Source organism: Bradyrhizobium huanghuaihaiense (genome assembly GCF_007830635.1).
Lineage (GTDB): Bacteria > Pseudomonadota > Alphaproteobacteria > Rhizobiales > Xanthobacteraceae > Bradyrhizobium > Bradyrhizobium huanghuaihaiense.
Genome location: NZ_VLLA01000008.1, coordinates 195520 through 219424, shown reverse-complemented (window position 1 = coordinate 219424; position 23905 = coordinate 195520). Strand labels below are relative to the sequence as shown.

Sequence of the window (23905 nt, the reverse complement as noted above, 5' to 3'; positions counted from 1 at the left end):
GACGGACGCTGCGTCTACTCCGGCACCGGCACGTCGAATGTGTTGAGCGTGACCGAGACCATGCAATAGACGCCGACGAGATAGGATAGCTCGGCCGCGCCATGCTCGCCGAACTCCTTCACCGCCGCCCGATAAGTCAGCTCCGGCAGCACGCCGCCGCTCACCAGGGCCGAGGCCATGTCATAAGCGACCGCCTCCTGCTTGGTGAGATCGACTGGCCGCTGGCCAGCGACGATGGTCGCGAGCTTCTCGTCGGAAAGGCCGCGCTGCTCGGCCACCAGCACATGGGCATAGAGCTCGTAGCCCGAACGGAAATGCGAGCCGGTGACGAGGATCGCGACCTCGCGCACGGCTGCGGGCAGCAGCGGGTTCGACGCGATCGCCTTGACCAGCTCCCACACAGGTTTGCCAAAGCGCGGCTCACGGATCCAGGGATTCCAGGGCCCGAGCAGCGCGCCGTCGTCGCGCATGTTCACAAAGCCCTTGAAATGGTCTTTGATGCCGGCCTGCATGTCGTCATAGAGCGGCTTCTGTTCGGCGGTCAGATCCTTGGGATCGAGAATGGGGAGGCGCACGGCGGGATCTCCTCGTTGAGAAGACGCGACCGTCGCCCGCACGAACGCGCATGGCAAGTGAAGTTGCCGTGACGACCGTGCCATTTTGCAAATCGCACGGAGACAGTCGGCTATCAGGCCTCGACGCTTCCCTGCGGATTGACAACGTCAGCGACGTCGAGCGCCAATGGCTGCCCGCTGTCGAGGAACGACGACAGGGCCGCCTCGAACGGCGCGGGATCGAGGCCGCGTGCTTTCAGCCATTCCGGCTCGTAATAAGTCTGCCGGTATCGCTCGCCGGAATCGCAGATCAGCGTCACCAGCGATCCCGTCACATTCGCCTGTCGCATCTCCGCGGCGAGCCGGCACAGCGCCAGGAAGTTCGTCCCGGTGGAGCCGCCGACCACGCGCCGCAGCCGGCGCGACAATACGTTCATCGCCGCGATCGTTGCCGCATCCGGGATCTTCATCATGCGGTCGACCACACCGGGCACGAAGGACGGCTCGCAGCGGGGACGGCCGACGCCCTCGATCAGCGACGGGCGATCGCAAACATGGGAGCGATCCTGCGAGCGGAAGCAGTCGAAGAAGGCGGAATGCTCGACATCGGCGACGCATAGCCGCGTCGGATACTGGCGATAGCGCAGGTAACGTCCGATGGTGGCCGAGGTGCCGCCGGTGCCGGCCCCCATCACGATCCAGTCCGGGATCGGCCGCGGCTCGCCCGCCAATTGCGTGAAGATCGATTCGGCGATGTTGTTGTTGCCGCGCCAGTCGGTAGCGCGCTCGGCGAAGGTGAACTGGTCCATGTAATGGCCGTTCAGGCGGGCGGCGAGCGCAGCAGCCTCCGCATAGAGCGCGCGGCCGTCGTCGATCAGATGGCAGTTGCCGCCATAATGCTCGATCGCGGCGATCTTCTCCGCCGAGGTCGTGCGCGGCATCACGGCATAGAAGGGCACGCCGATCATCTGCGCGAAATAGGCCTCCGACACCGCGGTCGACCCCGACGAGGCCTCGACCACGGGTGTGCCTTCGCGGATGTGACCGTTGCAGAGCGCATAAAGGAACAGCGAGCGCGCTAGGCGATGCTTCAGGCTGCCGGTCGGATGCGTGGATTCATCCTTGAGATAGATGTCGATGCCTGACAGCGCCGGCACTATCAAACGGATCAGATGCGTGTCCGCGGTGCGGCACTGGTCGGCCTCGATCGCGGCCACGGCCTCGTCGACCCAGCCGCGCCGATAAGATGGCCCGGCCGGATTGTGCTGACGGAAGGGGAATGTCTGCATCTCGTGAATCTCTCATGATGCGGATCGCGCATCAAGTGCGCTGGATTTTGTTTTGACGCGTTTTCTGACGCGAACCGGTTTCCACTTCGCTGGAAAACGCTCTGCTTCAAAACTCCAGCGGCGCGTTGTCGACGACCTCCTTCATCACGAAGAAGGTGCGGGTCTGGCGCACGCCGGGCAACGCGATGAGCTGCTCGCCATGGATGCGGTTGAAGTCTTCCATGTCGCCGACGCGGATCTTCAGGAAGTAGTCGAAGTCGCCGGCGACGAGGTGGCAGTCCAGCACGAATTTCAGCTTGGCGATGGCCTGCTCGAAAGCTCTCCGGAGTCGAGCGGTCGAGCACCACGCCGACCATGACCAACGTGCCCTTCGCCACCTTCTTCGGGGCGACCATGGCGCGGACAGCGGCGATGAACCCGTCCTCGAACAGGCGTTGGGTGCGGCGGTGGCAGGTAGCGGGGCTGATCGCGACCGTTTCGGCCAGCTCGGCATTGCTGAGCCGGCCGTTATTTTGCAGCAATCTCAAGATCTTAAGGTCAGTGCGATCAAGCCGAGCGGACATGGAAGAAGCTTCCACAAGTTTGGGATATTCTGGAAGAAATATTACCTATAGGCGCAATCTACGCAAGAAGACGTGCAATATCGACGCAATATTTGAGAGCACATTTTCCTACGGCAATGCTAGCCACATCCCAGATCAACGCCAATCGGGATGACCTGACCATGCTGGAAAAATTCGCGCGCTACCCGCTGACCTTCGGACCGACGCCGATCGAGAAGCTGGAGCGGCTGTCAAAACATCTCGGCGGTAATGTCGAGATCTATGCCAAGCGCGAAGACTGCAATTCCGGCCTCGCCTATGGCGGCAACAAGCTGCGCAAGCTCGAATACATCATCCCGGATGCGATCGCCTCCAACGCCGACACGCTGGTGTCGATCGGCGGCGTGCAATCCAACCACACCCGCATGATCGCCGCCGTCGCCGCCAAGATCGGCATGAAGTGCCGCCTGGTGCAGGAAGCCTGGGTACCGCACGAGGACGCCGTCTATGACCGCGTCGGCAACATCATGCTGTCGCGCATCATGGGCGCCGACGTGCGCCTCGTCGACGACGGTTTCGACATCGGCATCCGCAAGAGCTGGGAGCAGGCGATCGAGGAGGTGAAGGCGGCGGGCGGCAAGCCCTACGCGATTCCCGCCGGCGCTTCCGTGCACAAATATGGCGGGCTCGGCTATGTCGGCTTCGCCGAGGAAGTGCGCAAGCAGGAGAAAGAGCTCGGCTTCAAGTTCGACTACATCGTGGTCTGCACGGTGACCGGTTCGACCCACGCCGGCATGCTGGTCGGCTTCGCCGCAGACGGCCGCGCGCGAAAAGTGATCGGCATTGACGGGTCGTTCACCCCGGCGCAGACCAAGGCGCAGGTGCTCTCGATCGCGCAGAACACGGCGAAGCTGGTTGAGCTCGGCAAGGAGATCGTCGCCGACGACGTCGTGCTGATCGAGGACTACGCCTATCCCGCCTATGGCGTGCCGTCGGAAGAGACCAAGGAGGCCATCCGCCTCACCGCGCGTCTCGAAGCCATGATCACCGACCCTGTCTATGAAGGCAAATCGATGCAGGGCCTGATCGATCTCACGAAGAAGGGCCATTTCGAGAAGGGCGCGAAGGTCCTCTACGCCCATCTCGGCGGCGCGCCTGCGCTGAACGGCTACGGGTATGCGTTCCGGAACGGCTAGCTCCTCTGTCGTCCCGGGGCGCGACGAAGTCGCGAGCCCGGGACCCAAAACCCCAGGGAGCCGTTTGGCGAAGACTCGTGGTGACCAGCTGGCCGTAACCACATCCGCTTGTGGTTATGGATCCCGGGCTCGCGACTTCGTCGCGCCCCGGGATGACGGCGGAGTTTTCGTCGCGCGCCCTACCGCGTCCTGATGATCTGCAGCAGCTCGTCGCCGTAGTGCTCGAGCTTCTTGTCGCCGATGCCGGGGACGTTGCGCAGCTCGTCCAGCGTGGTCGGCCAGGCCCGCACGATGCCGTCGATGGTGGCATCGTGCAGCACCACATAGGCCGGCACGCCGCGCTCGCGCGCGACCTCCGAGCGCCAGGACCGCAGGCGCGCGCGCAATTCGGGATCGACGTCGCCCTGCGGCGCGTTCGCCGCGGGCGCAAGATCACCGCGGCGGGATTTTGCCCGGCTGGAGCGGATGCGGCTGCCAGGCGTCTCCTCGCGCAGCCAAACTTCCGTTTCTCCGCGCAGCACGCCGCGCGCGGACTCCGTCAGCTTCAGCGCGCCATAAGCCTCGCTGTCGCTCTGCAAATGACCCATCGCCACCAGCTGCCGCAGCACCGTGCGCCACTGTTTTTCGTTCAGCTCGCGCCCGATGCCGAACACCGACAGCTTGTCGTGGCCGAACTGCGTCACCTTCTCGGTCAGGCGCCCGATCAGCACGTCGATCAGGTGCATCGCGCCGAAACGCTGTCCGGTGCGGTAGACGCAAGACAACAGCTTCTGCGCCAGCACCTTGCCGTCGCGCATCTTTGGCGGCGTCAGGCAGTTGTCGCAATTGCCGCAGGTCTCGGCCGTCACGTCCTCACCGAAATAGCCGAGCAGCCGCTTGCGTCGGCAATGCGCAGTCTCGGCGAGGCCGACCAGCGCATCGAGCTTGCGAATCGAGACGCGCTTGAAATCCTCTGACCCGGCCGACTCGTCGATCATACGGCGCTGCTGCACGATGTCGGAGAGGCCGTAGGCCATCCAGGCTGCCGACGGCTTGCCGTCGCGGCCGGCGCGCCCGGTCTCCTGGTAATAGGCCTCGATGCTCTTGGGCAGGTCGAGATGGGCGACGAAGCGCACGTCGGGCTTGTCGATGCCCATGCCGAAGGCGATGGTCGCGACGATGACGATGCCGTCCTCGTTGAGGAAACGATCCTGGTTGCGCGAGCGCACGCTGCTGTCGAGACCGGCGTGATAGGGCAGCGCGGCAATGCCGGCCTCCTCGAGCGCGGCGGCGACCTCCTCGACCCGGTTGCGCGACAGGCAATAGACCACGCCGGCGTCGCCCGCATGGCGCTCCCGGATGAATTCTTTCAGTTGCGACACCGCATTGCGCTTATCGACGATCTCGTAGCGGATGTTCGGACGGTCGAAGCTCGAGACGAATTGGGGACTGTCGGCAAGCTTCAAACGCTCGACGATCTCCTTCCGCGTCAGTTCGTCGGCCGTCGCGGTCAATGCGATACGGGGCACGTCCGGAAAGCGCTCGGCGATGACGGACAGACCGACATATTCGGGCCGGAAGTCGTGGCCCCATTGCGAGACGCAATGCGCTTCGTCGATCGCGAACAGCGCCACCTTGGCCTGGGCCAGCATCGACAGGCAGCGCGGCGTGACCAGCCGCTCCGGCGCGACATAGAGCAGGTCGAGATCGCCCGCGATCAGGCGCCGCTCGATGTCGGAGGCCTCCTGAAATGTCAGCGACGAGTTCAGCGCGGCGGCGTTGACGCCGGCCTCCAGCAGGCCCGCAACCTGATCACGCATCAGCGCGATCAGCGGCGAGACCACGATGCCGCAGCCTTCGCGCAGCAGCGATGGAAGCTGATAACACAGCGACTTGCCGCCGCCGGTCGGCATCAGCACGAGGCAATTGCCGCCGTCGGTGACGTGCCGGATGATGTCGCCCTGCGCGCCGCGGAACCCCGGCAGGCCGAACACCGAATGCAGCACCGACAGCGCATCGCGGCCGTTGGCCGGCGCGGGCAGCGGAGCGGTGGAAGGGGCGTTCATGGGTGTGTCGGAGCGCGGCCGTGGGATTCGTCACAAGGCCAGTCGCATGCTGGCGCGGCCGTGGCAAGACTGTTTGGGGGGCTTGCACCGCTGCTTCTTCTCCCTCTCCCCGTTCTTACGGGGAGAGGGTTGGGGTGAGGGGCATCTATCCGCAGATGAGTTGCACGTGAGACCTGTCCCCCCTCACCCGGATCGCAAGAGCGATCCGACCTCTCCCCGCAAGCGGGGAGAGGTAAAGTAGCTACGCCCCGATTCGCCGCAGCGCCTCGGCGACCGTCGCGATCGGCATGTTGCGCTTGCCCGCCGCCTCCAGCGCGTGGCGCATCAGGCGCGGCGTGCAGCCATAGGGGCTCGGCGCGTTGACGACGTCGTGGCTGTAGAAGATGAGCCAGCCGCCGCTTGCGACCGCCTCGTCGAAATAGCGATCGACGCCTGCCGGATCGATTTCGCAATCGACCAGCGGCGAGGCGCGCAGGAACTGAAGATCGATGACGTCACGATTGACGCCGGGAAGAATGCCGCGCGCCGAGCGGAAGGCTTTTGCCAGCTGCGGCTTGCGCCAGACCGAGGCGATCCCATAGGGGTAGGCGAAATTCTCCAGCGTGATCGAGGAATCGATGCCACGGAAATGGCTGCGGTTCCGCTCGATCTCGCGGGCCATGGCGGCCTCGTCGAGATTGGCCGAACTCTGATGCGAGAAGGTGTGGCAGGCAATCTCGTGCCCGGTCTGGTGAAGCCGCACGATCGCGTCGTTCGACAGCCCATGCCAGTGATCTGACGGCTGATCGATCAGGCTGCCGGCGATGTAGTACGTGCCACGGCCGCCATGCGCCTCGAGCAGCGAGGCGCCCTCGCCGGCGGCGCTATCGGGAGCATCGTCGAAGGTAAAGCTCACCATCGGCGCATGCGCAGGCAGCCGGTGCGGCGCGGCGCGGAAATGCCGGGCCAGCCGATTGCTCACGCGTCCCTGGAGTGCCGACCACACGACAGCGTTTCCTGTGATTCCGTATTTCTCTACTGAAACATTCGTGCGCTGGCTGAGGCAAGCCTAACGCTTTGGTAATCCTAACGCGGAATCAACGCCCTTTGGCCTAGCGCGACAGAACCGAGGTATCGGCCTCCGCGCCGAGATAGTGCAGCCAGTTGCGGAAGAGCGCCGCCGCCGCGCTGCCCGCGGCGATATCGGCGCGCAAATTCAGCGCCGGCAGGTCGTTGGTCAGCGCCGGATGACGCTCCTGTCTCGCCCGCTTCTCGAACCGCGCCAGCTTCTCTTCGGTGACTGCGTCAAAATAGCTCACGGGCACGTGCGGGTAATTCTCGCGCTCGCGCGCAAGGTAGCGGCCGATGTCGCGCAGATATTCGCGCTGGAGCGACAGGGCATCATATTCCGGATGGCCCTGGAAGAACACGAAGCGGCTGGCATATTGGCGGACGAAGACGTCGACGCCGGCGAGGGCCGAGCGGGTCAGCACCTGATAGCCGGCCCGCGCGAGGTCGCTCTCGGCGATCTCGTTCAGGCGCGAATGCGACACCTTGAGCGGTGCAGGCGCCGCCTGCGTGAGGGAATCATCCACCACCGCTTCGCAGTCGAAGACGCCGTGACATTTGGCCGGCAGACGGCGCCGTTCAATGCCGTCGAGATGCAGCACCGCGGCGTGCGCGGCGAGGCACGACCAGATCGTCGAGCGCGTGTTGGCCTTGGCCCAATCGATGAGATCGGTGAGGTCGCGCCAATACGGCTCCTGATGTAGCTCGGGCGCGACCGGCTCGGCGCCGGTCACGATCAGTCCGTCGAAGCGACCGCGCTTGAGATCGGCGAGATCGGAATATTCGCTCTCGACATGCCATTTCGCTTCCGGCGAACGCTTCACGCTAGGAAGCGAGAAGCAGTGAAAGCGGATGCGGCGCGGGCCCGCGGCGGCCTGCAACAGCTTCATGAACTGCCGCTCGGTGGCCTTCAGCGCCGGATCGGGCATGTTGTTGATCAGTCCGATGGTAAGCTCGGCGCCGGCATGATCGCGCGCCAGATCGCCCTCGGCCGGCACCAGCGCCGGGCTCGATATGCCTTGATCCCTGTCGATCAAGATCGTCATCGGGCCGTCCGCCTACTCCGCGGCCTGAAGACGCGACGACGGACAGGCGTTCTCCAGCGCCTGGTCGATGTCCTCGATGATATCTGAGGAATGCTCGATGCCAATCGACAGGCGGATCGTTTCCGGCAGCACGCCGGCGGCGCGCTGCTGCTCCGCCGACATCTGCCGATGCGTGGTCGAGGCCGGATGGCAGGCCAGCGACTTGGCATCGCCGATATTGACGAGGCGCGTGATCAGCTTCAGCGCATCATAGAAGGTCTTGCCGGCTTCCATGCCGCCCTTGATGCCGAAGGTGAACAGCGACGAGGCATTGCCGTCGAGATACTTTTGGACGAGCGGGTAGTAGGGGCTGTCGGGGAAGCCGGTGTAGTTGACCCAGGCAACGCGCGGATCACCACGGAGGAATTCGGCGACCTTGCGGGCGTTCTCGACATGGCGCTCCATGCGCAGCGCCACGGTCTCGATGCCCTGGAGCAGCAGGAAGGCATTGAACGGCGACAGCACCGAACCCATGGTACGCTGATAGACGCTGCGCGCGCGCTCGATATAGGCGGTCCGGCCGAAGCGCTCGGCATAGACGAGGCCGTGATAGGAGGCGTCCGGCTTGTTATAGGCGGGGAAGCGATCGGCGTATTTCGCCCACGGAAAATTTCCGGAATCGACGATGGCGCCGCCGAGCGTGGTGCCGTGGCCGCCCAGGAACTTGGTCAGCGAGTGCACGGCGATATCGGCGCCGTAGTCGAACGGCTTAAGCAGGATCGGGGTTGCCACCGTGTTGTCGACGATCAGCGGCACGCCAAGCGCATGCGCGATCTTCGCCAGCGCCTCGATGTCGCAGACATTGCCGGCGGGATTGCCGATGGTCTCGGCGAACACGGCGCGGGTGTTCTCGTCGATCAGCTTTGCGATCGCCTCCGGCTTGTCGCTCTCGGCGAAGCGGCCGGTGATGCCCTGGCGCGGCAGGATGTGCGAGAGCAGCGTGTGCGTGGTGCCGTAGAGCTGCGGCACCGAAACGATGTTGCCGCCGTGGTCGGCGACGTTGACGAAGGCGAAATGCAGTGCGGCCTGGCCGGTCGCGACCGCGAGCGCACCGACACCGCCTTCGAGCTCGGCGACGCGCTTCTCCAGCACTGCGCTGGTCGGATTGGCGATGCGGCTGTAGCGGAAGCCTTCGGCCTCGAGATTGAACAGGGCCGCGCCATGATCGGCGCTGTCGAAAGCGTAGGCCGCGGTCTGGTAGATCGGCACGGCGACCGCATGCGTGGTGGCTTCGGGTTCGTAGCCGGCGTGAATAGCGATCGTCTCGTTGCGCATCGTGCCACCTCCGCGTGGAGCGGGCCGCACTTATTGGCCTGTATGAGGCGCGTGCGTTGTCCGCCGTCCCTCTGTTAGAGGCGGGTGGTAAAGCGGACAATAATTCGCTTAGAGATCGAGGAAGTAACCCTAACGCTTGTTGGTGAATTGGCTAAAATTCGAGTTAATTTGGATTCATCAATTGATGCACCATGGCGGCCCTGCCGAAGGTGCCATCCGCCTCCGCTCCGCAACGGCCCGGCATGAGCCCCCGCCCCAATCGTTTCGCAACATCTCTCAAAGCTCTGGCGACACGATCCGCAATCAGCGGACATCGACGATCACGCTGCGGTCAATCGTTGCGTAAGTTCGTCGATTTTACGCTGGCGCATCACTTCTTGCTTTGGATATGCCGCTTGACGAACGCCAACAGAGGTCACCTGCTCTCGCGCTTCGTCTCCGATCGACGCGGCAACATCGCCGTCATCTTCGCGCTGGCGCTGGTGCCGCTGCTGTCCTTCGTCGGCGCCGCCGTCGACTACTCCCTCGCCGCGCGGGCGAGAACAAAGCTGATCGCTGCGCTCGACACCGCGGTGCTGGTCGCGACCGCGAAGAGCGAGATCACCAAGAGCGCATCGGCCGCGCAGAGCGATGCGCTGAACACCTTCACCGGGCAGATGTCCGCGTACGGCCTGGCGACGGGCTCGGTGACCATCACCGTGACCGACAGCGTCACCACGCGCACCGCCACGGGAACGGCGGCGTCGTCGGTGACGACCTATTTCATGGGAATCCTGGGCTACAAGACGCTGGACTTCTCCGCCACCTCGAGCGCGGCGGCCTCGCTGCCGTCCTACATCGACTTCTACGTTCTGCTGGACAACTCGCCGTCGCAGGGGCTCGGCGCCACCACGGCCGACATGACCGCGCTGCAGAACGCGACATCCGACAGCTGCGCCTTCGCCTGCCATGACACCTACACGTCGAGCTCGAAGAAGACCAAGCAGACCAACAGCTATTATTCGATCGCAAAGAAGCTCGGGATCAAGATGCGGATCGACCTGGTGCGGGACGCAACGCAGTCGCTGACGGACACGGCGACCGCGAGCCAGCTCGTCAGCAACCAGTACCGGATGGCGGTCTACACCATGGGCAGCGATTGCGGTTCGATCGGCCTCACCACGATCTCGGCGCTGACCTCGAGCCTCTCTTCGGTGAAGACAGCGGTTTCCGCCGTCGACCTGATGACGATTCCCTACACCAACTACAACAACGACATGTGCACGGATTTCGACGGCATCCTGTCTTCGATGAACGGCGCGATCCCGACACCCGGAGACGGCTCCTCGTCCTCGCCGCAGAAATGGCTGTTCTTCGTCGCGGACGGCGTTGCCGACTACTACTACCCTTCGAGCTGCACTCAGACCGTGATCAGCTCGTCGGGCCGATGCCAGGAGCCGCTGACGACGACGATCTGCGACACCATCAAGGCGCGCGGCGTCAAGATCGCCGTGCTTTACACCACCTATCTCGCGATCACCAACAACAGCTGGTACAACACCTACATCGCGCCGTGGCGCAGCTCGATCGCCACCAAGATGCAGGCCTGCGCGACGTCGGGCTATTATTACGAGGTCTCGAGCGATTCGAGCATCACCGACGCGCTGAACGCGCTGTTCCAGAAGGCGATCGCCTCCGCGCATCTGACCAACTGATCGGCCCCCGCGGGGTCCGCGCGTGACGCGGAGCCCTTGCACATGGCATCAAGCCAGCGTCTCCCAGAGGCGATGGGCGATCACGCCGGCACGCTTCTCGATCGCGGCTGCGGCATCGAGCGCGAGGTCCTCGCGATAGCGGCCGGCAATGAGCTGCACGCCGATCGGCTTGCCCTCGTTGACGGCCACCGGCACCACCGCGCCGGGCAGGCCCAGCACGTTGATCGCGGAGATGAAGCGAATCTCGCCCCAGAAGATCTCCTGCACCCGCTCGGCGCTGACCGTGTCGTCGCGCGGGCCCGGCGTCGGCTTTACCGTGGTCGGTGCCAGCACGACCGGATACTCCTCGAAGAATAATTGCCAGGCGCGGATGTGACCGTTGCGCGCGGCCGTCGCCTGCATCCAGGCCTTGAGATCGAGCCCATTGGCCTTGGCCCTCATTCCGCCCCAGGCCTTGTGGAAGTCCTCGGTCGTGACCTTCAGCATGCTCGCTTCCTGCATTACCACCGTCTCGTTGGTGATGATGTCGCACCAGGTCTGCCAGACGCCGTTGATGTCGGGCACCTCGACCTCGCTGACGCGATAGCCGGAGCGCTCGAGGTGATCGGCGGCCTGGCGCAGCGCCGCGGCGACGGACGGATCAACATCCATGTCCTCTGGAATCTTTGCGAGTGCGACCTTGATGCGACCCTTCGGCTTCGGCCCGACCAGCGGCGCCGGCACCCACCAGGGATCGCGCGGGTCGCGCTGGCTCATCGCCTCCAGCGCAAGGCGAACGTCGGCGACATGGCGGGCGAGCGGCCCCTGCGCCGACATCAGATGCGCCAGCATCGGCCGCTCGGCCGTTGCGCTGCCGTTGAAGGCGGGGATGCGGCCCTGCGTCGGCTTGATGGTGGCAACGCCGTTGCAATGCGCCGGCCAGCGCAGCGAGCCGCCGATGTCGTTGCCATGGGCGATGGTTCCGATGCCGGCCGCGACCGCCGACCCCGCACCGCCCGAAGAACCGCCGCAGGTGATGTCAGGGTCCCAGGGATTGAGCGTCAGCCCGTGCAGGGGATTGTCGGTGAAGCCGCGAAAGGAGAATTCCGGCGTGTTGGTGAGACCGATGACGATGGCGCCGGCCTTCTTCAGGTTGCGGACGACAGGCGAATTCGATGGCGCGATGAGATCCTTGTTCGCCGGCACGCCGTTGAAGTTCGGCCGTCCCTCGTAGTCGACGTTCTCCTTGATGGTGATGGGCACGCCATGCAGAAGGCCGAGCTCGCCGCCCTTGGCGCGCTGCTTGTCGGCCGCATGCGCCGCCTTCAGCGCCTCCTCGCCGAGATCGACGACCACCGCATTCAGCCTCGGATTGACGGCGCGCATCCGATCCAGATGCGCCTCGACGGTCTCGACGGCAGTGATTGCGCCGGAGCGGATCGCGGCCGCGGTCTCGACCGCAGACCATTGCCAGACCGGACCCTTGGGGCGACGTGCCGCGCCTGGCTTGCGCGATGCCGCCGTCTTGACTGTCTTCTTCGCGGCTTTCGCGACGGTGCCCTTTCGGGCGGAGCTCGTCTTGCTCGAGGTCTTCGTTACCTTCTTTGCAGTACTTTTCTTCTTGGCTGCCGCCTTCTTCGCCACGTCGCATCTCCCAAAAATTGCGCCGCGGAGGTTATGGAGGTCACGCGACCGTGTACAGGTGCGTTTCTGCATGGCGCATTGTCGCGACGCTCTGTCACGCCCAGACGATCGTGAACCTTTGGGCGATCAGGCTCGACCTATATACTGGTTGAGTGTTTTAGGACATGACCGCCAAGATTGCCGCATAAACAGGTTCAGTAACGCAGCTATTTTGACCTCGACAGATTGGAGCATTGCCATGCTCACAGAGTTCGACGCCGGATACGGCGAACAACCCTTTCGCGATCTGTGCAGCAACTATCCCGGCCCTGAAGCCTACGATCCCCACGATTTCCGCATTGAATGGGGACCGATCTTCCATCGCGGCCGGCTCGATGGATCGGCGCGTGTGCTTGTCGTCGGACAGGACCCTGCCCAGCATGAGACGATCGTGCGCCGGATTCTGGTCGGCACCGCGGGACGCCGGACGCAAGGTTTCCTGGCCAAGCTCGGCATCACGCAGAGCTACGTGATGGTGAATACGTTCCTGTACAGCGTCTACGGGCAGAGCGGCGGCTCCAAGCACAAGAACGAGCCCGGCATCGTCGATTATCGCAACAAATGGTTCAAGGCCGTGCTCGCGCCCAGCAACATCGAGGCCGTTGTCTCGCTCGGCGGCCTTGCCGACGAGGCCTGGAAAGCCTGGCTGAAGACCGCCGATGGCGCGGCCTACAAGACGCTCGCCTATCAGCACATCACGCATCCGACCTGGCCGGAAAGCTCCGCCCATGATGCCGCCACGCAGGCCGCGAACACCAAGCTCATGCTGACCAAATGGAATGCCGCCCTCGCCGCGCTCGCGCCTGCGGTCAAACATCCCGACGTCCAGACTGCGCTCGTGCCCTATGGCGATGCCTTCAAGCCGACCGAACTGGTCGACATCATCGCCAAGGACCTTCCGGCGGGCCTGCCGGCCTGGATGCGCGGAGACACGCCATGGGCCGTGCGCCAGGGCACTGATGCGGTCACCAAGCGGCGCAACATCACGATCACCATTCCCAATGGGGTGATCCCATGAGCCCGGCCGCAGGCCCGAAGCGCTGGGCGCTGAGCGGGCGGATCGTGACGATGGCCACTGACGGCGACGTCATCAAGAGCGGGACGATCTTCATCGAGGATAGCCGCATCGCCGCGATCGTTCCGAAGGGACAGCCGGCCCCAGCGGGCTTCGAGACCGTGGCTCCGGTGGCGACCGGGGGCACCATCTATCCCGGCCTGATCGAGCTGCATAATCATTTGAGCTACAACATCCTGCCGCTCTGGCAGGTGCCTCAATCCTACGGCAATCGCGACCAGTGGCAGAATGCCAAATCCTACAAGACGTCCGTGACCGGCCCGATGAGCGCGATCGCGCTCGCCGATGACGGCTCGTTGCTGCCGGCCCTGGTCCGTTATGTCGAAGCCAAATGCATGGTCGCGGGAACGACGACGAGCCAGGGAATCACGCTGTCGAACTGGAGCGGCACGATCCACAAGTACTACAAGGGCGCGCTGCGGGCCGCCGAGATCGGCAGCCCGCCGGATCTGCCGCGCGCTCACTCCAAGATTCCCGACATCGATGCCGAGGACTGGGCGAAGTTCGACAAGGAGCTGAAATCGTCGTCGTGCTTCCTGCTGCACCTGAGCGAGGGCATCGACACCAAGGCGCACAGCCACTTCCTCGCTTTGCGCAACCCTCAAGGCGACTGGGCAATCGAACCGTCGCTGGCCGGCATTCATTGCACGGCGCTGGACGCGACCGACTTCGGAACGATGGCCGAAAATCATGCCAAGGTCGTCTGGTCGCCGCTGAGCAATCTGCTGCTCTACGGCAAGACGACCGACGTCGCGGCCGCACGCACCGCCGGCCTCACCATCGCGCTCGGCTCGGACTGGTCGCCATCGGGCAGCAAAAACCTGCTCGGCGAGCTGAAGGCGGCGAAGGTCGTGTCCGCGCATTTCAGTCTCGGCTTCAGCGACTTCGACATCGTCGCGATGGCAACGCGCAATCCCGCCGCGATCCTGAAATGGGATGCAAAGCTCGGGACCATCGCCAAGGGCAAGTTCGCCGATCTCCTGGTCGTGAAGGGCGTCACCGGCGATCCCTACGCCCACCTGATCAAATCGCGCGAGCAGGATATCGTTCTGGTCACGATCGGCGGACGGCCGCGCTACGGAACGAAGACGGTGATGCAGAAGGCCGGCGGAAGCGGCGAGGCCCTCAAGATCGGCAGCAGCGCGCGCGTGATCGACTTCTCCTCGCCCGACCAGGATCCAGGGATCGAGAAAGTCACGCTGGCGGAAGCGACGAGCCGCCTGAAGGCCGCACTCGGAAATCTCGGCGCGCTGCAAACGGACAGCCTCGCCATGAGCGATGCGATCGCCCGCGGAACGGTGTCACGCACCGGGTGGCGCCTCGCGCTGGACGAGCAGTTCGGCAACAATGTCCAATTGCGCCCGCGGCTCGAATATGACGGCGTGCGCACCGGTCCCGATCTGGCGGCAGTGGCCGTGACCGACGAGCCGCTGCATCCGATCAAGCTGGATGGCCTCACGGTGGCGGGCGATCCCGCCTTCCTGGGCACGCTGAAGAGCGAGACGAACCTTCCCGACGGAATCGCAACGGCTATCGCGGCGTTCTATCAGTCACCTGCCTAGACCAGGGGCGGGTTCAACCGCGCAAAGCCTTCCTGGACGCGGTAGGGATAATAGGGATAAGCGGGCATCACCGCGCTGGCCTCGTCGAGACGCCTGATCTGATCCGCGTTCAGCGACCAACCGACGGCGCCGAGATTGTCGCGCAGCTGCGCTTCGTCGCGGGCACCGATGATCACGGAGGAGACCGTGGGGCGCGACAGCAACCAGGCGATCGCGACCTGGGGCACGGTATGGCCGGTCTCTGCGGCAATTCCATCAAGCACATCAACGACGGCGTACAGACGCTCCTCATCCACGGGCGGACCGAACTGTGCGGTGGCGTGCAGGCGGCTCGCTTCCGGCAACGGCTGGCCGCGCCGGATCTTTCCGGTGAGCCGGCCCCAGCCGAGCGGGCTCCAGACCAGCGCGCCGACGCCCTGATCGCGTGCGAGCGGCATCAGCTCCCATTCATAGTCGCGGCGGAGCAGCGAGTAATAGACCTGGTGCGCGACATAGCGCGGCCAGCCATGCCGGTCCGCGATGGCGAGCGACTTCATCAGCTGCCAGCCGGCGAAATTCGAGACGCCGACATAGCGCAGCTTGCCGGCGCGCACGAGCGTATCGAGCGTGGACAGCACCTCCTCGATCGGCGTGAACGCGTCGAAGGCGTGGAGCTGGAGCAGGTCGATGGTGTCAGTACCAAGCCGGCGCAGCGCCGCGTCGACCGAGGCCAGCAGTCTCTGCCGCGACGAGCCGGCGTCGAGCGGGCCGTCGCCCATCGGCAGGCTCATCTTGGTTGAGATCAGCACCTTGTCGCGGCGGCCCTTGATCGCAGCACCGAGGATCTCCTCGGAGGCGCCGTTCGAATAGACGTCGGCGCTGTCGAACAGATTGACGCCGGCATCGAGGCAGATGTCGACCAGCCTACGGGCCTCCTCAGTGCCGCTGCGGCCCCAGGCCGAAAACAGCGGGCCCTGGCCGCCGAACGTGCCGGTGCCGAAGCTGAGGACGGAGACCTTGAGCCCGGATGCGCCAAGATTGCGGTATTCCATGATCGCTCTCCTATTCCGCCGGGCACGCCGCGACCGCGGTCGTCGTGCGATCGAGCTGGAGGCTCCACAACGCCAGCACGAGACCGATCGCGGTGATGCCGGCTGCGACCAGCGGCAGCGCCGAGAGGCCGAGCCCGCGATCGATGGCGACGCCGCCGGCCCAGGCTCCCAGTGCGTTGCCGAGATTGAACGCGGCGATGTTGAGGCTGGAGGCGAGCGTGCGGCCGCTGGGACCTGCGGCTTCCAGCACGCGAAGCTGGAGCGGCGCGACGGTTGCGAAGGCGGCGATACCGAGCAGCAGGATCAGCGCGATGGCGGCGATCTTGACCGACAGCACTGCGGCAAGGCCGAGCAGCACGATGGCGAGCGCGGCGAGCGTGCCGATCAGGGCGCGCTCGAGGCCACGGTCGGCGAGCTTGCCGCCGGCGACGTTGCCGATCGCAAGGCCAACGCCGAACACCAGCAGGATCGGCGACACCGCGGCTTCCGAAAAGCCGGTGAAGCGGGTCAGGATCGGCTGGATATAGGTGAAGACGACGAACAGGCCGGCGAAGCCGAACACGGTCATGGCAAGGCCGAGCAGCACCTGCGGACGGCCGAGCACCGCGACTTCCTCAGCAAGCGAGATCGGCTTGTCGCCCTTGCCGACATGACCGGGGACCAGCACCGCGACCACCGCGAACGCCATCACGCCGATCACGGTCACCGCCCAGAACGCCGCGCGCCAGCCGAGCATCAAGCCGAACCAGGCGCCGAAGGGTACGCCCAGCAGCGTTGCGACCGTCAGGCCGATGAACATGGTCGCGATGGCGGAGGCGCGCTTGTCCTCGGCGACGAGGCTGGTGGCCACCACCGAGCCGACGCCGAAGAACGTGCCGTGGGCGAGCGAGGTCAGCACCCGCGCCGCCATCAGCAATTCGTAGTTGGGGGCCAGCGCGCAGGCGGCATTGCCGAGCGTGAAGATCGCCATCAGCGCCAGTAGCACGGTTTTGCGCGGCAGCCGTCGTGTGGCCAGGGTGAGGACTGGCGCCCCAACGAAGACGCCGAGTGCATAGCCGGAGATCAGCAGGCCCGCGACCGGCACGGAGACATGCATGTCGGCGGCGACCTGGAGCAAGAGGCCCATGATGATGAATTCGGTGGTGCCGATGCCGAAGGCACCGGCGGTGAGCGCGAGAACGGCGGGAGGCATGCGTTGCTCCAATGGATGAGACGAGCCACGCAGATAGCTGCATCGCGACAAAACCATTAGAATGTCCGCAATCCAATCATTTATGACGTGAATTCAACATGGCCCGTTTCGATACCAACCGCTCCGCCGAGATGGAGGTCTTCGTCCGCGTCGTCGACCTCGGCGGCTTCACCCAGGCTGCGCGAAAACTGCGCCTGACGCCGTCGGGCGTGAGCAAGCTGATCTCGCGGCTGGAGGCGCGGCTCGGCTCTCGCCTGATCAACCGCACCACGCGCAAGCTCTCGCTGACCGAGGAAGGCCAGGCCTTTTACGACCGCGCCGTGCGCATCCTCAGCGAGATGGAGGAAGCCGAGCGCGAGGCGGCCTCGGGGGCCGCGCCGCGCGGCCGCCTCACGGTCAACAGCAACATCCCGTTCGGCATGCTGCATGTAATGCCGCTGATCCCGCGCTTCCTCGAACAGCATCCCGAAATCACGCTCGACCTCATGCTGACCGATACGCTGATCGACCTGATGCAGGAGCGTGCCGACGTCGCCATCCGCGTCGGGCCTCTGAAGGCCTCACGCCTGATCGCGCGCAAGCTCGGCACCAGCCGCATGGTGGTGGTCGGCACCCCAAACTACCTGGCGCGCTTCGGCACGCCGAAGACGCCCGAGGATCTCGCCGATCACCGCGGCATCGGCTGGACCTTTCCACGCATCCGCGGCGGCTGGCCATTCCGGCGCGGCGATCGCACCGAGGAAGCCGTGCCGCCGCCGATCGCGCGCGCCAGCGACGGCGAAGCCGCCCGGCGCCTCTGCCTCGGCGGCGTGGGACTAGCCCGCCTCGCCCTCTTCCACATCGGCCCCGACATCGAAGCCGGCCGCCTCGTCCCGGTGCTGCAGAGCTACAATCCCGGCGACCGCGAGGACATCCACGCCGTCTATGTCGGCCACACCGCGCCGCTCCCCGCGCGCGTGCGCGCCTTCATCGATTTCCTGGCGGAGCATGTGAAGGTGAGCGATCCCGCGCTGAAGCGGGCGGGGGATGGGAGGTGGAGGCTGGTGAAATGAGGCCCATGGCGGAGAGAGTGGGATTCGCCCCCGCCGGTGGCGCGGACCACTTAGATTCAAGTTTATCCTTCGATTCAAGGGCTTCTTGAGCCTCCGGTGCTACACCGGGATGCTCCACCATGCCCTCGATCAAGATGCCGACCCCAGTCAAGCGTCCCAACAGCCAGCACTACTGGATCCGGAAGAAGGTTCCGCGCCGCTACCGCAAGCTCGTCGGTAAATGGGAGGTTTGGAGGAGCCTTAAGACGGCAGATCCCGCCGAGGCAAAGAGGAAGCTCGGCACCGTCAACGACCAAATCGAGGGCGAATGGGCCCGTCTGGCCACGGCGGCGGCGGTAGCCGCGCTACCGATGAAGCCGCCCAGACTGCCGCCCGTCGAGGAGAGTTCGAATCCCGCCCCGGGATCCGAACCCACGGCCCTGCCACGCCAAGACCTGCTCGCGCTTCGCGCCGCCGCACACGTCCGGATCCGGGACGGACATATCGCCAACCCACCTGGCCCCGGCTTCCGCACCACCATCCTGCTTGCCCGCGATGTCGACGAAGCGATGGCCGAATTTCTCGAAGAGCAGGGCGTCGAGATCAGCCCCGCAGATCTCGAGAAATTCCGGCCGATGTACATCCAGGCCAGGCAGGACGCCGTCGATGATCTGAGGCGCGCGAGACTGGAGGACGACTACAGCCCGAACCCCGTGCTGGCGAAGCTGCCGAAGGCGCGCGCGGCGCCGGAACTCGACTTCATCAAATGCTTCGAGGAGTACGCCTCGAAAGGAGGACTGAAGGGCGGCGTCGACGGGCCGACGGCGAAGCGTTGGCGGCCCAAGATCCGCGATTTTTGTAAGTGGCTGGGGCACCGGGACCTGGCGAAGGTGACGACGAACGACGGCTATCGATGGGCCGACCACCTGATCGACAAAGACTATGCCCGCAACTCGGTCCGCCTGGTCTGGATCGCCGCGCTGTCGGCCACCGCCGGCTTCATGGTCGAACGGCGGCGCCTGGCGCAAAATCCGTTCCGCGGCATCGTCATCCGCGACGAGGTCGAAGAACCGAAACCTGGCGAGGAGCCGACGCCGCCCCGACAGAAGGGCTTCACGCAGGCGGAAGCCAAGATCATCCTTACGGCGACGCTCGCCACGCCGTCGAACATGATCTCGCCGGAGAAGCGCGCGGCCAGGCGATGGCTGCCGTGGCTTTGCGCCTACAGCGGAGCGCGGGTCAACGAGATCACGTCGCTCTATCCGGGCGACGTCAGGCAGGACTCGACCTCCGGCAAGTGGTGCATGATGATCAAACCGTCGCTCGAGAAGACATCGCAGTGGCGGGAGGTGCCGATACACTCGCACGTCCTCGAGCAGCAAGACGGCGCCTTCCTCGCCTACGTCGAGGAGAGGCGGAAGCTCGGCAAGCCGCTGTTCTACGATCCCGCGCGATCGCGCGGCGGGAAGCCGGCCAATCCGCAGTTCAAAAAGACGGCCGAACGCGTCGCCGATTGGGTGCGCGACGGTCTCGGCATCCGGAACGTCCAACCGAACCACGCGTGGCGGCATCTGTTCAAATCTGTCGCGCGGCACGTGAAGATGGATCGCGAGGTGGAAGGCTTCATCACCGGACACCGGCCGAAGGACTCGAACGCTGGTCACGACTACGGCGACCGCTGGGTCGCGACGATGTCGGCGGAGATCGAAAAGTATCCACGCTTCGACATCCCTGCGCTGAATGCGCCACCGGCGCCACATAGGGTCCGTCGCCGCACCTCCGATCAGATCGCTGCCGACGCCGCCGCCCAGGCCGCGCGGAAGGCCTCGCGGTCTAAGCGGGCCGCCTGAAAACGAAAGCCCCCGGCTTCGCAGCCGGGGGCCATCTCAGGAGAAGCAGGCGCTCGGTCTACCCGCGACGGTCGTCTGCGCGGAAGGTCATTCATTTCAAGTCGGCTTACCCGCGATAAGGCGGAATGCCCCGGAGAGACTCCGTGGCGGTCGCGCGAGCGAGGCGCTCGTCGAAGTCGTCGTGGATGAACGTGCCATTGTCCCTGATGCCGATTGTGATCGGCAGGGTCTCGCCATCCGAGGCGACGGGAACGAACGTCGCCTCGCCACGTCCTGCGATCACGTGATACCGCACCTTCCTGTCCGGGAACGCGGTCTCGATCTTATGAAAGGCGTCGCTCAGCTTTGTCGTCTTCATGTTCTACTCCTCCAGTTCGCGCAGCATCTGTCGCGCCATTTTCTCAAGCTGCGCGCCGGCGACGCGCATGCGGGCCGCCTCCGCTGCGATCGCGGCGGCGATCTTGCGGTAGGCGTCGTCACTGACCGGGCGCTCCCCGCGCGATGAAGCTCAGCATCTGCTGCGAGACGCCGGTTGCCGTGGCGAGCTGCGTCATGCCGCGCGGGCCGAACGCCGTCTCCGCGGCCGTCTCGATGCGCGCAGCTCGGGTCGAGAGCTTCGCCATCTACTTCGACCGAACCAGCATCTGTGCGAGCCCATCCAGGATCACGGGGCGCTGCGCTTTCCATGCCGCCTCTTCCTTGATGATGCGGTCGATGCGCGCGCGAGCGTCGGCGAGCGTATCCTGATAACGGGACTGAAAGTCCTCCTCTGCGGGGATTTCCCATTCCGGCTTGCCCGTATACGGGCTGATCCGGCTGGACTTGATGATGTCGTAGCCGCGGTACTTGTGGTTCGGCATGTGTCCTCCTCAGGCGACGGAATAGTCGAAGCCGTGGTCGGCCTCGCGGTTGACGATGCGTTCGGCGTGCTTCCAGGCGGCGAGCTGCGCGCGGCGGCTGGTCATGGCCGGGAACTTCAGGCCGTTCCAGTACGGATCGAGCCGGTCCTCGAGCGTGGCGGCGTAGCGGAAGAAGCCCTTGCGGACGGTTTCGGGACGCTGAAGCGCGGGCGGTCGCCGACGCGAGCCTGCGTGGGATTGCGGTTCGACATGTTGCCTCCTCTCGGCGCCGCGAAGGCGGCACCCTCTGACGCCCCGAGCCCGGGCGTGAGGTCGATGTTGTGCGGGCTTAGGCAATCGGTGTCCGCGAAGAAGGACGATGCGCTGAGCGGAGGTCTCCTCCGCGATGCTTGGCGGCCAGCATCATGATGAACTCGTCGGTGAATCCGGCCGGGCCGGCTTACATCGACGAGAAGCATCCCTCCTTGAAAGCGCCCGGGCCGAAGGATTCTTGCGTCTCGGAATAGAGCCTGTCGCCGATGGCGTTGCCCTCTCCCGGGAAGCCGTAAAGACTGTTGATGTCGGCCTCGTTCTGCTCGCGGTCAGCGTAGTTGCGTTCTGCCATTCTGTCCTCCTTCTCTCGGCGCCGCGAAGGCGACGCCATCTGACGCCCCGAGTCCGGTGAGCCTGTCGGCCGCCGGGCGTGAGGTCGATGTGGTACGGATCAGCCGAAAACCCGATCGAACACAAAACCGTCGCCGGGCTGCGGCGGCTCGCGGTCGACGATCACGTACTTGCCGTCCCGCTCGATGAGCAGCCTCTTGTCGTCAAACGACCAGTACGCCACCCCAACCGGCGCCGGTCTCTTGCCGAACGCAAAGAAGCATCCGGCTTCTTCGAGGCGGCCCTCGAGCGTCTCGCCCGGCCGGAGATCAGCCTGGATCGCGTTGTAGACGACGCAGAGTTCGTCGAGGGTGGACGCGTTCATCAGTGCGCTGGCCGTGGCGAGTTCCTGGCCGTCGCAGAGCAGCGTGTTCGCCGCCTCGAAGGCGATATCCTTGTCGTCGAAGTCCGTCATCGTAGCCTCCTCCGACGCCGGAAGGGCGTCTCTACGGCCCCGAGCCCGGTAGGCCATCGCTGGCCGCCGGGCGCTGGTGGCGTATTCGCAAACTTAATTCGGCGCGGCTTTCTTCAGTACCGCCATGGTCTGCGCGAACACGTGGTCAGGAACGCCTTTCTCGCTACCGATGCAGCACTCGACAAGGGCGCCATCCTCTTCGCGGCGGGCGTCAATGTTGTAGTAGCCCTCGGGCATGTCCTCGCCACTGAACTTGCGCGTCCTGATGCTGACGGCGAAACCCGCGCCTTCGATAGCGCGGACCGTTTCGAGCAAAGTCTTCATACTCTTCTCCTCTCCTCGCCGCCGCCAGCGGCACGTCTTCGGGTCCTTCACTGGCGAACCAGCTTTGCGCGTGAGCGTTATGCCCCAGCCTGAATGTCGGCCCACACCTCGCGTTCGACAATGGCGAAGTCGCCATCCGGGCCGGTCACCATCAGTTCGTCGGCATCCCATGACCAGACTTCATTCGTGTCCTCCGGCTTTTCGCCGCCGAACGTCGGCAGAGACGACATCGACACGTAGTCGTCGAGATCGCCGAGGTCTTGCTGCCCCAGGAAGTCATAGGCATCCACAACCGCGCTGCGCAATTCACGAAGCGAGGTGGCAAACTCGATGTTGCTGATGTAGTCGCGAAGTTCAGGCATCTTGATCTCCTTGTTGACTTTGGGCCTCGTCAGCGCCGGCATCCACCGGACAGGCCATTGGCGGCCCGCAGGCCGCCGCCTAGGTTTCGGCCTCAGGCGAGAGCGGCAAGCGCCGCGTCGTCCTCTGCTGAAAGGACAGGAGGCGCTTCGACGCGTTTCGGCTCATCGAACAACGCGGTGGCGATAGGCTTCCACGTCGGCTGCCTCGGCAACGCTAAGCCCGCATCCGCCAAGACTTTGTGCGCGCGCGCCCGTGCGACCCATGCCGAGCGCGACCAACGCGCGCGAGGCTCTTCGATTTTGGAGCTAAAGACCACCCACCGCGTATTGTCAGACCACGTTCGGCCGGAGCACGGCCTCATGCGGCTGCCCTTGACCACGGCGGCGACATAGTCGTATGCGGCCTTAGTCTCGATCCCGAGGGCGGCGCGATACGTGGCAACGTCGTCCCGCTTGCCGCGGCCTAAAGCAATTTCAGAGCACACGAATGACCGCCAGACGATATAACCGGCTACGTCACTGAGCGCGATACGATAGCGACCGTCAGGCTCCGCGGGCCAGGCCGCGATGACGGCGGCAATCGCCGCAGCGCTATTCTCGCGCGACACACGTCCCAAGCCAGCCAGCACCAGGCGGTCGGTGCCATGCGCCGTAAGGCCTGCGACAAGAGCCGCTTTGAATTCTCGGCTTACAGAGAAGATGATCATCGCGCTCAGCCTTAACGTGAGTACGACTGGGCGAACTTCGCCGCAGTCCCTCGCCGAAGATGGTCCTGCAGGCGGGCGCGATGGCATCCGCGAACGCCCGCGGCATAGCCGGCCCGACGCGACGCGTTAAAGAGACTAATGTTGAAATGCATAGAGCTCTCCGTAGTTGGCTTGAAGCAAGGGTGATCGAGCCGCCGTGAGCGGGTCACGGCAGCGCCTGCCACTCGGGCAATAGTGCCCAAGCTCGGGGCCGCTAAAGAGCGGAGAAATGGCAGACCCGCGAGAGCGCGGAAAAAAGACCACCGCCAAGAGACGGAGCCACGCCGGAAAACAATCCAGCTGCACATGAATGTCTGCGCCTCCCGCCCGGAAATCAAGCCCAAACGCGGGTATGGTTAACGTAAGCCAGAGCGCAATACGGCACATGTCGCCAGCGCTAACGCGGAAGGCAGATTGCAATGCGAC

At 64.9% G+C, this 23905-nt stretch carries 23 protein-coding genes and 1 pseudogene; 6 read left to right on the top strand and 18 right to left on the bottom strand.

Annotated elements, in window-relative coordinates; genetic code table 11:
* Window positions 1–14: 14 nt before the first annotated feature.
* The 3 genes and pseudogenes from IQ16_RS18800 to IQ16_RS18790 form a co-directional block, all read right to left on the bottom strand.
* Window positions 15–575, bottom strand: a complete 561-nt coding sequence (locus IQ16_RS18800; RefSeq protein ID WP_026312077.1) for a carboxymuconolactone decarboxylase family protein — start codon at window positions 573–575, stop codon at window positions 15–17.
* A gap of 113 nt (window positions 576–688) precedes the next feature.
* Window positions 689–1843, bottom strand: a complete 1155-nt coding sequence (locus IQ16_RS18795; protein WP_018643543.1) for a PLP-dependent cysteine synthase family protein — start codon at window positions 1841–1843, stop codon at window positions 689–691.
* Between the two features lie 106 nt (window positions 1844–1949).
* A pseudogene (locus tag IQ16_RS18790) lies at window positions 1950–2406 on the bottom strand (Lrp/AsnC family transcriptional regulator).
* Window positions 2407–2567: 161 nt separating this feature from the next.
* Between IQ16_RS18790 and IQ16_RS18785 the strand changes: the two are divergent.
* On the top strand, window positions 2568–3581 hold the full coding sequence (locus IQ16_RS18785; RefSeq protein WP_026312078.1) for a 1-aminocyclopropane-1-carboxylate deaminase: 1014 nt from the start codon (window positions 2568–2570) through the stop codon (window positions 3579–3581).
* A 179-nt stretch (window positions 3582–3760) separates the two neighbouring features.
* Here IQ16_RS18785 and recQ read toward each other — a convergent pair whose 3' ends face one another.
* From recQ to IQ16_RS18765, 4 genes are all read right to left on the bottom strand, one after another.
* Window positions 3761–5626: a DNA helicase RecQ gene (gene recQ / locus IQ16_RS18780; RefSeq protein WP_018643546.1), complete on the bottom strand. Its 1866-nt coding sequence runs from the start codon at window positions 5624–5626 to the stop codon at window positions 3761–3763.
* 241 nt (window positions 5627–5867) lie between these two features.
* The gene (locus IQ16_RS18775; RefSeq protein ID WP_018643547.1) at window positions 5868–6611 is read right to left on the bottom strand and encodes a polysaccharide deacetylase family protein; all 744 of its coding nucleotides are present in this window, start codon (window positions 6609–6611) and stop codon (window positions 5868–5870) included.
* Between the two features lie 106 nt (window positions 6612–6717).
* Window positions 6718–7719 carry a homoserine O-succinyltransferase MetA gene (metA, locus tag IQ16_RS18770; protein WP_018643548.1) on the bottom strand — a complete coding sequence of 334 codons (1002 nt, stop codon included), beginning with the start codon at window positions 7717–7719 and terminating at the stop codon, window positions 6718–6720.
* A 12-nt stretch (window positions 7720–7731) separates the two neighbouring features.
* Complete coding sequence (locus IQ16_RS18765; protein ID WP_018643549.1) at window positions 7732–9033, bottom strand: O-acetylhomoserine aminocarboxypropyltransferase/cysteine synthase family protein; 1302 nt, start codon at window positions 9031–9033, stop codon at window positions 7732–7734.
* Window positions 9034–9428: 395 nt separating this feature from the next.
* On the opposite strand from IQ16_RS18765, the gene IQ16_RS18760 reads away from it, so the two are divergent.
* Window positions 9429–10727: a TadE/TadG family type IV pilus assembly protein gene (locus IQ16_RS18760; RefSeq protein WP_018643550.1), complete on the top strand. Its 1299-nt coding sequence runs from the start codon at window positions 9429–9431 to the stop codon at window positions 10725–10727.
* Window positions 10728–10775: 48 nt separating this feature from the next.
* On the opposite strand, the gene IQ16_RS18755 is transcribed toward IQ16_RS18760, so the two are convergent.
* On the bottom strand, window positions 10776–12350 hold the full coding sequence (locus IQ16_RS18755; protein WP_018643551.1) for an amidase family protein: 1575 nt from the start codon (window positions 12348–12350) through the stop codon (window positions 10776–10778).
* A gap of 238 nt (window positions 12351–12588) precedes the next feature.
* Between IQ16_RS18755 and IQ16_RS18750 the strand changes: the two genes are divergently transcribed.
* Both IQ16_RS18750 and IQ16_RS18745 read left to right on the top strand, forming a co-directional pair.
* Window positions 12589–13407 (top strand): uracil-DNA glycosylase family protein, encoded by an 819-nt coding sequence (locus IQ16_RS18750; protein WP_018643552.1) that lies wholly within the window; start codon window positions 12589–12591, stop codon window positions 13405–13407.
* Entirely contained in the window at window positions 13404–15026 is a 1623-nt protein-coding gene (locus tag IQ16_RS18745; RefSeq protein ID WP_018643553.1) for an amidohydrolase family protein, read from the top strand. The genes IQ16_RS18750 and IQ16_RS18745 overlap by 4 nt, the downstream gene beginning before the upstream one ends.
* Here the strand turns inward: IQ16_RS18745 and IQ16_RS18740 are convergent.
* Both IQ16_RS18740 and IQ16_RS18735 read right to left on the bottom strand, forming a co-directional pair.
* A complete protein-coding gene (locus IQ16_RS18740; protein WP_018643554.1) occupies window positions 15023–16057 on the bottom strand; it encodes an aldo/keto reductase in 1035 nt (344 codons plus the stop codon). The two genes, IQ16_RS18745 and IQ16_RS18740, sit on opposite strands and share 4 nt — an antisense overlap.
* Window positions 16058–16067: 10 nt before the next feature.
* Entirely contained in the window at window positions 16068–17249 is a 1182-nt protein-coding gene (locus IQ16_RS18735; protein WP_026312079.1) for an MFS transporter, read from the bottom strand.
* Between the two features lie 98 nt (window positions 17250–17347).
* On the opposite strand from IQ16_RS18735, the gene IQ16_RS18730 reads away from it, so the two are divergent.
* Both IQ16_RS18730 and IQ16_RS18725 read left to right on the top strand, forming a co-directional pair.
* Window positions 17348–18301 (top strand): LysR family transcriptional regulator, encoded by a 954-nt coding sequence (locus IQ16_RS18730; protein ID WP_018643556.1) that lies wholly within the window; start codon window positions 17348–17350, stop codon window positions 18299–18301.
* Between the two features lie 119 nt (window positions 18302–18420).
* A complete protein-coding gene (locus IQ16_RS18725) occupies window positions 18421–20130 on the top strand; it encodes a DUF6538 domain-containing protein (RefSeq protein ID WP_018643557.1) in 1710 nt (569 codons plus the stop codon).
* A 106-nt stretch (window positions 20131–20236) separates the two neighbouring features.
* Here IQ16_RS18725 and IQ16_RS18720 read toward each other — a convergent pair whose 3' ends face one another.
* The 8 genes from IQ16_RS18720 to IQ16_RS18695 form a co-directional block, all read right to left on the bottom strand.
* Entirely contained in the window at window positions 20237–20488 is a 252-nt protein-coding gene (locus IQ16_RS18720; protein ID WP_018643558.1) for a hypothetical protein, read from the bottom strand.
* A 118-nt stretch (window positions 20489–20606) separates the two neighbouring features.
* A complete protein-coding gene (locus IQ16_RS45185; protein ID WP_018643560.1) occupies window positions 20607–20753 on the bottom strand; it encodes a hypothetical protein in 147 nt (48 codons plus the stop codon).
* Window positions 20754–20990 carry a hypothetical protein gene (locus IQ16_RS18715; RefSeq protein WP_018643561.1) on the bottom strand — a complete coding sequence of 79 codons (237 nt, stop codon included), beginning with the start codon at window positions 20988–20990 and terminating at the stop codon, window positions 20754–20756. It abuts the gene before it with no gap.
* Window positions 20991–21429: 439 nt separating this feature from the next.
* Window positions 21430–21594, bottom strand: a complete 165-nt coding sequence (locus IQ16_RS45180) for a hypothetical protein (RefSeq protein WP_018643563.1) — start codon at window positions 21592–21594, stop codon at window positions 21430–21432.
* Window positions 21595–21693: 99 nt separating this feature from the next.
* Window positions 21694–22047, bottom strand: coding sequence for a hypothetical protein (locus IQ16_RS18710; protein ID WP_018643564.1), 354 nt, complete (start codon window positions 22045–22047; stop codon window positions 21694–21696).
* Between the two features lie 93 nt (window positions 22048–22140).
* A complete protein-coding gene (locus IQ16_RS18705) occupies window positions 22141–22371 on the bottom strand; it encodes a hypothetical protein (protein WP_018643565.1) in 231 nt (76 codons plus the stop codon).
* 77 nt (window positions 22372–22448) lie between these two features.
* A complete protein-coding gene (locus IQ16_RS18700; protein ID WP_145831658.1) occupies window positions 22449–22733 on the bottom strand; it encodes a hypothetical protein in 285 nt (94 codons plus the stop codon).
* A 92-nt stretch (window positions 22734–22825) separates the two neighbouring features.
* Window positions 22826–23440 (bottom strand): hypothetical protein, encoded by a 615-nt coding sequence (locus IQ16_RS18695; protein ID WP_018643567.1) that lies wholly within the window; start codon window positions 23438–23440, stop codon window positions 22826–22828.
* Window positions 23441–23905: the final 465 nt, after the last annotated feature.